Source organism: Pseudomonas mediterranea CFBP 5447 (genome assembly GCF_000774145.1).
Lineage (GTDB): Bacteria > Pseudomonadota > Gammaproteobacteria > Pseudomonadales > Pseudomonadaceae > Aquipseudomonas > Aquipseudomonas mediterranea.
This window is the reverse complement of sequence record NZ_KN322986.1, coordinates 212,053-224,696: the sequence shown is the minus strand read 5'-3', so window position 1 is coordinate 224,696 and position 12,644 is coordinate 212,053. Positions and strand designations below refer to the sequence as shown.

At 62.0% G+C, this 12,644-nt stretch carries 12 protein-coding genes; 8 read left to right on the top strand and 4 right to left on the bottom strand.

Features of this window, described 5'->3' with window-relative positions:
* Positions 1–57: 57 nt before the first annotated feature.
* Complete coding sequence (gene madL / locus N005_RS17840) at positions 58–450, top strand: malonate transporter subunit MadL (RefSeq protein WP_047702425.1); 393 nt, start codon at positions 58–60, stop codon at positions 448–450.
* A gap of 5 nt (positions 451–455) precedes the next feature.
* Positions 456–1,220: a malonate transporter subunit MadM gene (madM, locus tag N005_RS17835; RefSeq protein ID WP_047702794.1), complete on the top strand. Its 765-nt coding sequence runs from the start codon at positions 456–458 to the stop codon at positions 1,218–1,220.
* Positions 1,221–1,273: 53 nt separating this feature from the next.
* Here madM and N005_RS17830 read toward each other — a convergent pair whose 3' ends face one another.
* Positions 1,274–2,194 (bottom strand): LysR family transcriptional regulator, encoded by a 921-nt coding sequence (locus N005_RS17830; protein ID WP_047702424.1) that lies wholly within the window; start codon positions 2,192–2,194, stop codon positions 1,274–1,276.
* A gap of 308 nt (positions 2,195–2,502) precedes the next feature.
* Between N005_RS17830 and trhA the strand changes: the two genes are divergently transcribed.
* Entirely contained in the window at positions 2,503–3,120 is a 618-nt protein-coding gene (gene trhA, locus N005_RS17825; RefSeq protein WP_047702423.1) for a PAQR family membrane homeostasis protein TrhA, read from the top strand.
* Here trhA and N005_RS17820 read toward each other — a convergent pair.
* Positions 3,117–4,034 carry a LysR family transcriptional regulator gene (locus N005_RS17820; RefSeq protein WP_047702422.1) on the bottom strand — a complete coding sequence of 306 codons (918 nt, stop codon included), beginning with the start codon at positions 4,032–4,034 and terminating at the stop codon, positions 3,117–3,119. The two genes, trhA and N005_RS17820, sit on opposite strands and share 4 nt — an antisense overlap.
* 105 nt (positions 4,035–4,139) lie before the next feature.
* Between N005_RS17820 and N005_RS17815 the strand changes: the two genes are divergently transcribed.
* Both N005_RS17815 and N005_RS17810 read left to right on the top strand, forming a co-directional pair.
* Entirely contained in the window at positions 4,140–5,381 is a 1,242-nt protein-coding gene (locus tag N005_RS17815; RefSeq protein WP_047702421.1) for a D-amino acid dehydrogenase, read from the top strand.
* Positions 5,382–5,404: 23 nt separating this feature from the next.
* Entirely contained in the window at positions 5,405–6,307 is a 903-nt protein-coding gene (locus N005_RS17810) for a transporter substrate-binding domain-containing protein (protein ID WP_047702420.1), read from the top strand.
* Positions 6,308–6,433: 126 nt separating this feature from the next.
* On the opposite strand, the gene N005_RS17805 is transcribed toward N005_RS17810, so the two are convergent.
* On the bottom strand, positions 6,434–7,153 hold the full coding sequence (locus tag N005_RS17805) for a 16S rRNA (uracil(1498)-N(3))-methyltransferase (RefSeq protein WP_047702419.1): 720 nt from the start codon (positions 7,151–7,153) through the stop codon (positions 6,434–6,436).
* A 130-nt stretch (positions 7,154–7,283) separates the two neighbouring features.
* Complete coding sequence (locus tag N005_RS17800; protein WP_047702418.1) at positions 7,284–8,690, bottom strand: adenosylmethionine--8-amino-7-oxononanoate transaminase; 1,407 nt, start codon at positions 8,688–8,690, stop codon at positions 7,284–7,286.
* 223 nt (positions 8,691–8,913) lie between these two features.
* Between N005_RS17800 and N005_RS17795 the strand changes: the two genes are divergently transcribed.
* From N005_RS17795 to N005_RS17785, 3 genes are all read left to right on the top strand, one after another.
* Entirely contained in the window at positions 8,914–10,695 is a 1,782-nt protein-coding gene (locus tag N005_RS17795) for a flavin monoamine oxidase family protein (RefSeq protein ID WP_047702417.1), read from the top strand.
* A 567-nt stretch (positions 10,696–11,262) separates the two neighbouring features.
* Positions 11,263–11,814 (top strand): cytochrome b, encoded by a 552-nt coding sequence (locus N005_RS17790; protein ID WP_047702416.1) that lies wholly within the window; start codon positions 11,263–11,265, stop codon positions 11,812–11,814.
* A gap of 32 nt (positions 11,815–11,846) precedes the next feature.
* Positions 11,847–12,443: a YceI family protein gene (locus tag N005_RS17785; protein ID WP_047702415.1), complete on the top strand. Its 597-nt coding sequence runs from the start codon at positions 11,847–11,849 to the stop codon at positions 12,441–12,443.
* Positions 12,444–12,644: the final 201 nt, after the last annotated feature.

Sequence of the window (12,644 nt, the reverse complement as noted above, 5' to 3'; positions counted from 1 at the left end):
CAAGCTGGCGAAGCACAAAAACAACAACTTCGACGATGCACTTTGAGGACTACGACAATGATTATTTACGGTGTGGCGTTTCTGGCCTTTTGTACCCTGGCGGGTATTTTCATCGGTGAGCTGCTGGGCAAACTGATCGGCGTGCCGGCTAATGTCGGCGGCGTCGGCATTGCGATGCTGCTGTTGATCGGCCTGGGCAGTTATTTGAACAAGCGCGGTCTGTTCAAGGGCAAATCCGAAGCCGGCGTGGAATTCTGGAGTGCGATCTACATTCCCATCGTGGTTGCCATGGCGGCCCAGCAAAACGTCTATGGCGCCCTCAAGGGCGGGCCGATGGCGATTCTGGCCGGGACCCTGGCGGTGGTGATTGCCTTTGCGTTGGTGCCGGTGTTGGTGCGCATCGGCAACAAAGGGCCTGAAGCCGACGTTTCCGTGAAGACGGCAGGGTGATCGCCATGTACGAATCAATGATGAAAGTAATTACCGGCTATGGCCTGATCAGTGGTTTTGCGGTTGTCGGCATCACCATGTGGGTCTCGTACTGGATCAGCAACACGTTCACCAAGGGCCGTCTGCACGGTTCGGCCATCGCGATTCTGCTGGGGCTGATACTGTCGTACATCGGTGGGGCGATGACCGGTGGGCAGAAGGGGGTGGTGGACATTCCACTGCTTTCCGGAATCGGCTTGCTGGGCGGCGCCATGCTGCGGGACTTTGCCATTGTCGCCACGGCGTTTGGAGTGAGTGTCGAGGAGCTCAAGCGCGCCGGTTTCGTCGGAGTGGTGGCGCTGTTTGTCGGCGTGGGCACCTCGTTCATTGCCGGCGTGGGTGTGGCGATGGCTTTCGGATACGCCGATGCAGTGAGCCTGACTACCATTGGCGCCGGGGCGGTCACGTACATCGTCGGACCGGTCACCGGAGCGGCCATTGGCGCCAGTTCCGAGGTGATGGCGCTGTCCATTGCCGCAGGGTTGATCAAGGCGATCCTGGTAATGGTGGCGACGCCTTTCGTAGCACCGGCGATTGGTCTCAACAACCCACGCAGTGCGGTGATCTTCGGTGGGTTGATGGGCACTTCCAGTGGCGTGGCCGGCGGGTTGGCGGCGACCGATCCGAAGCTGGTGCCGTATGGTTGCCTGACGGCGGCGTTCTATACCGCGCTGGGGTGTTTGCTGGGGCCTTCGGTGTTGTTCCTGATCATGCGTGGGTTGCTGGGCTAGTTTGCAGGCTGCAGTGGCCCCGGACCGCGTCCCCACGCAGAGCGTGGGGACGATCATGGGATGGCTTGGCGATTGGCATACATCCGGCATTCGGCCAATAACGCCAGCAGGTTCGGATCGCGCTCCTTGGCCTTGAGGAACACCACGCCGATGTGCTGCTGCAAACGATATTTCTCCTGCAGCGGGATCAGTTTCACCCGGTTCTCGTACACCGCCGCAATTCTGCCCGGCAGCAACGCATAACCCACCCCGGAGCTGACCATGCTCAGCAGGGTGAAGATGTCGTTGACCTGCATCGCCACTTTCGGCTCGAACCCCGCCTGCCTGAATACCCGCACCCCGTCCTGATGAGTGGCGAAGCCCTGAGTCAGGGTGATGAACGTCTCGTCACGGACTTCGGCCAGGTCGACTTCGCTGCGTTGAGCAAACGGTGAGTCGGCCGGCGTGGCGAGGAAGATATCGTCGGAAAACAGGGCGATCTGCTCGCAGTCCGGGTCGTTGACGCTGTCGTCCAGGGACACCAGGATCGCATCGACTTCCATGTTCTTGAGCTTGTACAGCAGGTCGATGTTCGAGCCCATGATCAGGTCGATGTTGAGTTCGCTGCGGCGGATCTTCAGGCCCATGATCAATTGCGGCACGGTCTTGACCGTCAGCGAGTACAGCGAGCCCAACTTGAAGCGCTCGGCGGAGAACCCGGCGGCCTCGCGGGTCAGGCGTACGCTTTCGACCACGTCCTGGATCAGCTTCTGCGCGCGTTCTTCCAGCACATAGGCGCTTTCCAGCGGTGTGAGGTTGCGGCCTTCATGCTTGAACAGCGGGCAGCGCAGGGCGCTTTCCAGCGAATGAATGGCCCGGTGCACACTGACGTTGCTGGTCTGCAACTCCGCCGCCGCCCGCGCCAGGTTGCCGGTGCGCATGAAGGCCAGGAACACCTCGAGTTTCTTCAGGGTCAATTCTTCGTCGATCAGCATGGGGCGGGCTCTCATTCGTGTCATCCGATTGTGCCTCAATCGACCTGATGCAAAGGAGATTTCCTGTGGCGAGGGAGCTTGCTGTGGCGAGGGGATTTATCCCCGTTCGAGTGCGAAGCGCTCGCCATGGGGGTTGAGTCGCGATACAGAGTTTAGGGCCGCTACACGCCCCAGCGGGGCGGTGCGACGTTTCGCTAAATCCCCTCCCCACAGATGATTGATGGATCGACGAGTGCTGCAAACCATTGCACTTTTGCGCCGCAGGCCTGAGCCTTGGCGGCTGTTTCATCATGGAGGGGTAGGAATCGATGTATCACGGCGAACGACTGAACGCCTGGACCCACCTGGTCGGGGCGATCGCGGCGTTTATCGGCGGGGTGTGGCTGGTGGTGCTCGCCGGGCTGGCCGGCGATCCGTGGAAGATCGTCAGCGTGGCGATCTACGGGTTTACCCTGCTGGTGCTGTACAGCGCCTCGACGGTCTATCACAGTGTGCGCGGGCGCAAAAAAGCGATCATGCAGAAGGTCGATCATTTTTCGATCTACCTGCTGATCGCCGGCAGCTACACGCCGTTCTGCCTGGTGACCCTGCGTGGGCCTTGGGGCTGGACGTTGTTCGGGATCGTCTGGGGGCTGGCGTTGATCGGCATCTTGCAAGAGATCAAGCCGCGGTCCGAAGCACGGATCCTGTCGATCGTGATCTACGCCGTGATGGGCTGGATCGTGCTGGTGGCGGTCAAGCCGCTGCTGGCGGCCCTGGGCAGCACCGGTTTCGCCTGGCTGGCCTCGGGCGGGGTGTTGTACACCGTGGGCATCATTTTCTTCGCCCTCGATAAGCGACTGCGCCACGCCCATGGCATCTGGCATCTGTTTGTGATCGCCGGCAGCCTGCTGCACTTCGTGGCGATCCTGTTCTACGTGCTTTAGCGGGTAGACGTGAACAGCCGATCCAGTTGCTCCTGGGCCTGGCTGGCGAAAATCTCCAGCAGGGTGCCCAGGGTGTGTACCGGCGCTTCATTGGCCCGGGTCACGGCGTAGAGCGAGATGGGCAGCGGTGGCGACAACGGTCGGATCGCCGTGCAGGTCTTCGAGGCACCGAGGGCCGTGAACGGGTCGATCACCGTCATGCCGGCACCGGATTCCACCATCGCTCGGGCCAGGGAATAGGTCTGCACCGCGATGCTGATGCGCGGTGCGGGGGCCACCGCTTCCAGATAGCCGTCCAGCCGGGCCGAGAGCGGGTCGGCGCTGGACAAGCCGATCAGCGGCGCGCCGGCCAGTTCTTGCAGTGACATCGGTTTACCCACCGCCGCATCGCTCCAGTGCCCCTTCGGCGCCAGCGCCACCAGCACTCCGCTGGCCAGGGCCTGGGCCTTGAGCCCCGGATGATCGGGCGGCTGCAAGGTCAGGGCAACGTCGATCTCGCGCATCAGCAGGTTCTGCACCAGCTCACGGCTGTGGGCGCTGGACAGTTCACAGACGATGTCCGGGTAGCGCCTTGTCCATTGATGAATGGCCGCCGGCAGTAGTGACAGGGCCAGGGCCGGGGTCGCGCCGATACGCAGGTTATGCCCGGGCTCGCGGCGCAGGCTCTGGGCCAGTCGTCGGACGCCTTGCAGGCTTTCGCTGACCTTGTCGACCTCGCGCTCCAGCTCCAGGGCTTCGGGGGTGGCCTGCAACTTGCCACGCACCCGCAGGAACAGGGCAAATCCCAGTTGCTGCTCGGCGTGCTGCAGCACCTTGGTCACCGCCGGCTGGGAAACGTGCAGCAACTGCGCGGCGCCGCTGATGGAGCCGGCCTGGCGTATGGCCTGGAATATCTCGATGTGACGAAGGCGCATCGCAGCCCCATAACCTTTGTTTATAGGTGCCCCATCTTTATTCATTGTTCCGAACCTGTCACCTGCCCCTAACCTCAGCTGATCGGAAACGGATGTGAGACGGACATGGGGCAACGGGTGTGCATCATCGGCGGTGGCGTGGTCGGGTTGGCGACGGCTTATGCACTGGTTCGCGACGGTATCGACGTGACGCTGGTGGAGGCCCGGGACGCGCTGGGCAGCGAAACCAGTTTTGCCAACGGCGGCCAATTGTCCTATCGCTACGTCGCTCCCCTGGCTGACGCCGGGGTGCCCTGGCAGGCGCTCGGGTGGATGTTGCGCGGGGATTCGCCACTCAGGTTGCGGCCCCGCCTGGACCCTGCCCAATGGCGCTGGATGGCTGCGTTCATCGCGGCGTGCCGGACATCGGTCAACCGGCGTAACGGCGCCCATCTGTTGCGCCTGGCGCTGCTGAGCCAGGCCACCTTGCAGGACTGGCGCGAAGACGATCGTCTCGATGGCTTCGGCTGGCGGCGCAACGGCAAGCTGGTGACGTTTCGTGATGCCGCCCATTTCCAGCATGCCCGGCAGCGACTGGCGGACAACGTGCACCAGCAGGTGCTAGGGCCCGCCGAGTGCGCGAGCCTGGAGCCGGCACTGGCGGGCATGCCATGGGTGGGCGGGATCTACACGCCGGACGAGGAGGTCGCCGATTGTCACGCTTTCTGCCAGCGACTGGCCGCACGCCTGCAGGCGTCGGGGCGCTGCGAATTCTTGTTGGGGCAGACGGTGACCAGCATTGGCCACGCCGATGGGCAGGTGCAGGCCATTGAGTTGGGCGGGCAGCGCTTGCCGGTGGACAACCTGGTAATTGCTGCCGGTCACCGCAGTGCGGCCCTGGCATTGCCGGGGGTGCGAATGCCGCTGTATCCGCTCAAGGGTTACAGCCTGACCGTGCCGATTGGCGCAGTGCATCGGGCCCCGGACCTGAGCATTACCGACTATGACCGCAAGATCGTCTATGCGCGAATCGGCGAACATTTGCGAGTCGCGGCGATGGTGGATATCGTCGGCTTCGACCCGACGCCGGACCCGCGGCGCCTGGCCCTGATCAAGCGCCAGGCCCGGGAAACCTTCCCCCTGGCCGGGGATTACGAGCACGCCATCGAATGGGCCGGCATGCGTCCGGCCACGCCCAGCGGCGTGCCGCTGATCGGCGCCAGCGGCTATCGCAACCTTTGGCTCAACCTCGGCCATGGGGCACTGGGCTTCACCCTGGCGTGCGGCAGCGCTCGCCTGCTCAGCGAACTGATCCGCCAGCGTACACCGTCCATTGACTTGCAGGGCCTCACGCCCCGCGCCGCCTGACCCACCCGCAACGGAGAATAACAATGCAAAAAATCACGTTGATCGGCTACACCCTGAGCCTGTTGTTGAGCGCCCCTGTCCACGCCACTCAAGCGCCTCCGGGCGGCACGCTGGAGAAAATCGCCAGCACCCATGGCATCACTCTGGGATATCGCGACGCCTCGGTGCCGTTTTCCTACATAGGTGACAGCAGCGGCAAACCGATGGGCTATTCGGTGGACCTGGCAAACAAAATCGTCGAGCGGATCAAGACCCAACTGGCACTGCCGCAACTGGACGTGAAGTATAACCTGGTCACTTCCCAGACCCGCATCCCGCTGGTGCAGAACGGCACTGTCGACCTGGAGTGTGGCTCCACCGGGGTAACGGCCGAGCGGCAGAAGCAAGTGGCGTTTTCCTACGGTTTCATCTACGTGAAAGGCCAGTTGCTGACGGCCCGGGACAGTGGCATCCACAGCTTCGCCGATTTGCGCGGCAAGAACGTGGTGACCACCGCCGGCACCACCAACGAACGTTTCCTCAAGAGCTACAACCAGGACAACAAGGCCGACCTGTTCGTCATCAGTGCGAAGGACCACGGCGAAGCGTTCCAGATGCTCGAGACCGGCCGGGCGGCGGCGTTCTACATGGACGATGCGCTGCTCTATGGCGAACGAGCCAAGGCCCGCGACCCACACAAATGGGTCGTGGTGGGCGAGGAACAATCGCGGGAAATCTACAGCTGCATGGTGCGCAAGGACGATCCGCAGTTCCTGGCGCTGGTCAATGCGACCCTGGGGGATTTGTACAAGTCAGGTGAGATCAACGCCATCTATGAGCGCTGGTTCCAGAAACCGATTCCCCCCAAGGGCCTGAACCTGGAGTTCCCGATGACCAGCGAGCTGAAGGCGATTTTTGCCAGGCCTGTGAGTGATCCGGTGCAATAACCGGCACCGCCAATAACCCTTGTGGGAGCGAGCCTGCTCGCGAAGGCGGCGTGTCGATCAAGAGGTAATTGACTGATGCACCGCTATCGCGAGCAGGCTCGCTCCCACAGTGAAACTTGAGCGGATCTAGAAATCCCCCCACAACTGCTGCGCCACCGCCAGTGCCACCACCGGCGCGGTTTCGGTGCGCAGCACCCGGGGGCCGAGGCGGGCGGCGTGGTAACCGGCGTTTTGGGCCTGTTCGACTTCGGCCTCGGACAAACCGCCCTCAGGCCCGATCAGGAACGCCAGCGTCGCGGGTCTGGCATGGCTGACCAGCGGCTCGGCCACTGGATGCAGCACCAGCTTCAGTTCGGCATCGGCCTGTTTCAGCCAGTCGGCCAGCAGCATCGGTGGATGGATCACCGGTACGGTCGAGCGTCCGCATTGCTCACAGGCGCTGATCGCCACCTGGCGCCAATGCAGCAGGCGTTTGTCGGCGCGTTCGTCCTTGAGGCGCACTTCGCAGCGTTCGCTGAAAATCGGCGTGATCTCGCTGACCCCCAGCTCGGTGGCTTTCTGGATCGCCCAGTCCATGCGCTCGCCCCGGGACAGGCCCTGGCCGAGGTGGATGCGTAGCGGTGATTCAGGCTGCCCGGCGAACTGCTCGTCCAGTTGCACCCGCACGCGCTTCTTGCCGACTTCAGCCAGGCTGCCGCGAAACTCCTGGCCCGAACCGTCGAACACCTGCACCGCATCACCCTCGGCCATACGCAGCACACGGCCGATGTAATGGGCCTGGGCTTCGGGCAACTCGTGATCGCCGAGGCTCAGGGGGGGGTCGATGAAGAAGCGGGACAGTCTCATGTGGAGTCTCTGCAAGAAAAAAATATCGTGGTTGAAGCGCCCGGCCTCATCGCGGGCAAGCCTTGCTCCCACAGTGGGTTCGCATTTCTCTGTGGGAGCAAGGCTTGCCCGCGATGGCGGTGGCTCAGGCTCAGCCCGGATCGCGGTAACCCGGGTGAAAGTCCTTCGGTACCGCCACGCTGATCGTATCGCGAGTGGCAATGTCGATGCCTTCGCTGGCCACTTGTGCCAGGAAGTCGATCTGCTCCGGGGTGATGACATACGGCGGCAGGAAATACACCACGCTGCCCAGCGGCCGCAATAACGCACCGCGCTCCAGGGCATGCTGGAACACACTCAGGCCGCGCCGCTCCTGCCAGGGGTAGGCGGTCTTGCTCGCCTTGTCCTTGACCATCTCGATGGCCAACACCATGCCGGTCTGGCGCACTTCGGCCACGTTCGGGTGATCGGCCAGGTGTGCGGTGGCGCTCGCCATGCGCTGGGCCAGGGCCTTGTTGTTGTCGATGACGTGGTCTTCTTCGAAGATATCCAGTGTCGCTAGAGCCGCCGCGCAGGCCAGCGGGTTACCGGTGTAGCTGTGGGAGTGCAGGAAGGCACGCAGGGTGGGGTAATCGTCGTAGAACGCGCTGTAGACGTCGTCGGTGGTCAGGCACGCCGCCAGCGGCAGGTAACCGCCGGTCAGGGCCTTGGACAAGCAGAGGAAGTCCGGCGTGATACCGGCCTGCTCGCAGGCGAACATCGTCCCGGTGCGGCCGAAGCCGACGGCGATTTCGTCATGGATCAGGTGCACGCCATAGCGGTCGCAGGCTTCGCGCAGCAGTTTCAGGTACACCGGGTGATACATGCGCATGCCGCCGGCGCCCTGGATCAGCGGCTCGACGATCACCGCCGCCACCGTGGCGTGGTGCTCGGCGAGGGTCTGTTCCATGGCCGCGAACATCGTGCGTGAATGCTCTTCCCAGCTCACGCCTTCGGGGCGGTGGTAGCAGTCGGGGCTCGGCACCTTGAGGGTGTCCAGTAGTAACGCCTTGTAGGTCTCGGTGAACAGCGGCACGTCGCCCACCGACATCGCCGCAATGGTTTCGCCGTGGTAGCTGTTGCTCAGGGTGACGAAGCGCTTCTTGTCGGGACGGCCGCGATTGACCCAGTAATGGAAGCTCATCTTCATCGCCACTTCGATGCAGGACGAGCCGTTATCGGCATAGAAGCACCGGGTCAGGCCTTCCGGCGTCATCCTCACCAGGCGCTCGGACAGCTCGATCACCGGTTGGTGGCTGAAACCGGCGAGGATCACATGCTCCAACTGGTCGACCTGGTCCTTGATCCGCTGGTTGATGCGCGGGTTGGCATGGCCGAAGACGTTGACCCACCAGGAGCTGACGGCGTCGAGGTAGCGCTTGCCTTCGAAGTCCTCCAGCCACACGCCTTCACCGCGCTTGATGGGGATCAGCGGCAGTTGTTCGTGGTCTTTCATCTGGGTGCAGGGATGCCACAGCACCGCGAGGTCGCGTTGCATCCACTGGTTATTCAGGCCCATTTACAGTCTCCTCGAGGCGGCTCGCGGCGGGTGCGGGCCAAACAATCGGGCAAGCCTATGCAATGACGGCCCTGCGAACAACCCATTGTGTCGTTCCTGCTGCTCTGAGCGAGGCGATAGACGTCGCTGGCGGCGTTTTGATGGCTGGCGTATTCTTCGCCGTTCTCTGAGCCGGCTGGCTCGAAACCTGAAATTTTTCCTGTTTTATTCCGGAGTTCGTTGAATGTCTGCTGGTTGGCTGCGCGCGTGTGCGCTGGTGGTGATAGGGCTTTTCAGCGTTACGGCGCTGGCGAAGGACAAGCAACCGACGGCTATCGTCATCGGTGGCGGCCTGGCGGGGCTCACGGCGGCCTATGAGTTGCAGAACAAAGGTTGGGCGGTGACCCTGCTGGAAGCCAAACCCAGCGTGGGCGGTCGTTCGGGCATGGCTACCAGTGAGTGGATCGGCAACGAAAAGACCCAGCCGGTGCTGAACAAATATGTCTCGACGTTCAAGCTGGGCACCACCCCGGCCCCCGAGTTCGTGCGCACCCCCAGCTATCTGATCGACGGCACCTATTTCACCGCCGCTGACCTGGCCACGAAACAGCCTGCCACTGCCGAAGCCATCAAGCGCTACGAAACCACCCTGGACGAGCTGGCACGCTCCATCGAAGACCCGCTGAATCCGACGGCCACCAGCACGTTGCATGCATTGGACCAGATGACCGTGTCCGCCTGGCTCGATCGCTTGCAACTGCCGGCCACTGCACGGCAATTGGTGAATCAGGAGATCCGTACCCGTTACGACGAACCGTCGCGCCTGTCGCTGCTGTATTTCGCACAGCAGAACCGGGTCAATCGCGGCGTATCCGACCGCGACCTGCGGGCTTCGCGTTTGCTCGGCGGCAGCCAGGCGCTGGCCCAGGCCTTCCTCAAACAACTGAAAACCATCAAGACCGATTCTCCGGTGTCAGCCATTTCCCAGGACAAGGACGGCGTGACCGTCAAGGTCGGCAGCGTCGGTTACCAGGCCGATTACGTGGTGCTCGCCGTACCGCTGCGCGCCCTGAACAAGATCCAGCTGACCCCGGCCCTGGACGCCCAGCACCTTGGTGCGATCAAGGGCACCAACTACGGCTGGCGCGACCAGATCATGCTCAAGTTCAAGACCCCGGTCTGGGACAGCAAGGCGCGCATGTCGGGTGAAATCTTCAGCAACGCCGGCCTGGGCATGATGTGGATCGAGCCGGCCGTGAAGGGCGGTGCCAATGTGATCATCAACCTCTCGGGCGACAGTGCCCGGGTGATGCAGGCTTTTGGCGACAAGCAGATGGTCGACCAGGTGCTGATCCGCCTGCACGCGTTCTATCCACAGGCCCGTGGTGCCTTCACCGGTTACGAAATCCGCCGCTACAGCACCGACCCGTCCACGGGCGGTTCGTACCTGGCCTTCGGTCCGGGCCAGATCAGCAAGTACTGGCGTCTGTGGGAAAAACCATTGCAGCGCGTAGCCTTTGCCGGTGAACACACCGATGCCCTGTACCCCGGCACCTTGGAGGGCGCGTTGCGCAGCGGCCAGCGCGCGGCCAGTCAGGTGCAGGACCTGGCGGCGGGCAAGTCGTTCGAGCCGGCCAAGGTCGCACCGGCCGCGACAGCGGCGGCTGCGGGTGCGGTGGCGGCGAAGAAAGGCAACTTCTTCACCAACCTGTTCGGCGGTTCGGATGACGAGAAGAAGCCAGAGCCGGTCAAGGCCCCTGAGCCGGTAGCTCCGCCAGCACCGGCCCCTGCGCCAGCCCCGACCCCTGCGCCAACCCCGGCCCCAGCGCCGGTGGAAGCGCCGAAGCCTGCCGCGCCGGTAAAAGCCGAGCCGACCAAAAAGGCCACGACCAAAGCCGCGCCGAAGAAGCCGGCCGCCAAACCCGCGGCAAAAAAAGCCCCGGCCAAGGCGCCAGCGAAAAAGGCTGAACCGGCGAAGAAGCCGGCGGCCAAACCGGCGACAACCACTGAGACCCCGGCTCAGTAACGTTCAGGCGTAAAAAAGCGCGGCCCAAGGGTCGCGCTTTTTTTTGCCTGCTATCAAGCTCGATGTTCAGGTATTGGGTATATCAGATACTTCCCACAGGGGAATCGGAAGGGAATGATGGGGTGGTCCGGATCGCAGGTTTTAGGCTGCGTAGAAAACCGGAGCACTGAACATGAAAGTAACAACAATCGTAATAATCCTGGCGGCGCTTGCTGGTTGCGTATCTGATGAATTCATCGCAAAGGCAAAAATGATTCCAAAGCGAGACCCTCAATTAGCCTACAGATGCGAGATAGACCCCTATAAGCCTGAATGCTCGGTCAATTGATGTTCTGAGCGGATCGAGAGTCCGGGCGACACGGCCCAGAGGAGAGCAGGGCCCGCTCGCGTTGGCTACCGAAAGACCTGTTTTACCCGCCATGACACTTTCCATTCGCTTTAATCTTTCCTTAACCCACCCAACCCAGACTGATGATCGTATTTCTCGATATTTCAAAGCGAAAATTTCCGCTTTAAATCGATAGATAACTCGCTAGTCTTGGTCGCAGTTTTTACAGGATATGAGCAATGCAGCTACGCAACTCTTCTTCTCGCTACGGCTGGGTCAGCATCGTCATGCACTGGGGCGTCGCGCTGGTGGTGTACGGGTTGTTCGCGCTGGGGCTGTGGATGGTCGGACTGGATTACTACAGCACCTGGCGCAAAGACGCGCCGGACCTGCACAAGAGCATTGGCCTGGTGCTGCTGGCGGTGATGCTGCTGCGGGTGGTCTGGCGTTTTGTCAGCCCACCGCCAGCGACCCTGGATACCTATGGGCGCATGACCCGTATCGGTGCGAAGCTCGGTCATGGTGCCTTGTATCTCGGGTTGTTTGCCGTGATGTTTGCCGGTTACCTGATTTCCACCGCAGACGGTGTCGGGATCCCGGTGTTCGGTTTGTTTGAAGTACCCGCGCTGGTGTCTGGACTGCCCGACCAGGCAGACGTCGCCGGCCAGATCCACCTGTACCTGGCATGGGCGTTGGTCATCTTTTCCGGCCTTCATGCCCTGGCAGCACTGAAACACCACTTTATCGACCGTGACGCGACCCTCAAGCGAATGCTGGGGCGCCAAGCCTGATGTTCAACCTCGACTCCAAAGGAATAGAAAGCATGTTGAAAAAGACGCTCGCCGCCCTGGCAATCGGTTCTGCACTGTTGTCGGCCGGCCAGGCCATGGCTGTCGACTATGTGGTCGACAAGGAAGGCCAGCACGCCTTCGTCGACTTCAAGATCAGCCATCTGGGCTATAGCTATATCACTGGTACCTTCAAGGATATCGACGGCAAGTTCAGCTTCGATGCCGCCAAGCCTGAAGCCAGCAAGGTTGAGTTCAACGTCAACACCGCCAGCGTGTTCACCAACCACGCCGAACGTGACAAGCACATCGCCAGCCCTGACTTCCTCAACGCGGGCAAGTTCGCCAAGGCCACCTTTGTTTCCACCAGCGTCAAATCCACAGGCAAAAACGCCGATGGCAAGGAAACTGCCGATGTTACCGGCGACCTGACCCTGCTGGGCGTGACCAAGCCTGTGGTGGTCAAGGCTACCTTCCTGGGCGAAGGCAAGGATCCATGGGGCGGCTACCGTGCCGGTTTCGAAGGCACCACCAGCATCAAGCGTTCCGACTTCGGCAAGCAAAAAGACCTGGGTCCATCGTCCGACTTGGTTGAGCTGTACGTTTCGTTTGAAGGCGTCAAGGCGAAGTAATATTCGCGCCTGACAAAAAAACGCCCCCGATCCTGCGATCCGGGGCGTTTTTTATTGCTCCGGACCCCTTCACTGAGCTTTCCTGTGGGAGCGAGCCTGCTCGCGATAACGGTGTGTCAGTCAACATAGTCGTCAAAGTTGGATTGCTATCGCGAGCAGGCTCGCTCCCACAGGGGAATTGTGGCGCCCATGAAAAAGCCC

Bases quoted from the DNA above. Each gene is read 5' to 3' on its own strand.
- N005_RS17790 (WP_047702416.1), top strand. From the start codon at position 11,263: ATGCAGCTACGCAACTCTTCTTCTCGCTACGGCTGGGTCAGCATCGTC.
- N005_RS17830 (WP_047702424.1), bottom strand. From the start codon at position 2,194: ATGCTGATCGACGAAGAATTGACCCTGAAGAAACTCGAGGTGTTCCTG.
- N005_RS17785 (WP_047702415.1), top strand. From the start codon at position 11,847: ATGTTGAAAAAGACGCTCGCCGCCCTGGCAATCGGTTCTGCACTGTTG.
- N005_RS17795 (WP_047702417.1), top strand. From the start codon at position 8,914: ATGTCTGCTGGTTGGCTGCGCGCGTGTGCGCTGGTGGTGATAGGGCTT.
- N005_RS17820 (WP_047702422.1), bottom strand. From the start codon at position 4,034: ATGCGCCTTCGTCACATCGAGATATTCCAGGCCATACGCCAGGCCGGC.
- N005_RS17805 (WP_047702419.1), bottom strand. From the start codon at position 7,153: ATGAGACTGTCCCGCTTCTTCATCGACCCCCCCCTGAGCCTCGGCGAT.
- madL (WP_047702425.1), top strand. From the start codon at position 58: ATGATTATTTACGGTGTGGCGTTTCTGGCCTTTTGTACCCTGGCGGGT.
- N005_RS17800 (WP_047702418.1), bottom strand. From the start codon at position 8,690: ATGGGCCTGAATAACCAGTGGATGCAACGCGACCTCGCGGTGCTGTGG.
- madM (WP_047702794.1), top strand. From the start codon at position 456: ATGTACGAATCAATGATGAAAGTAATTACCGGCTATGGCCTGATCAGT.
- N005_RS17810 (WP_047702420.1), top strand. From the start codon at position 5,405: ATGCAAAAAATCACGTTGATCGGCTACACCCTGAGCCTGTTGTTGAGC.
- trhA (WP_047702423.1), top strand. From the start codon at position 2,503: ATGTATCACGGCGAACGACTGAACGCCTGGACCCACCTGGTCGGGGCG.
- N005_RS17815 (WP_047702421.1), top strand. From the start codon at position 4,140: ATGGGGCAACGGGTGTGCATCATCGGCGGTGGCGTGGTCGGGTTGGCG.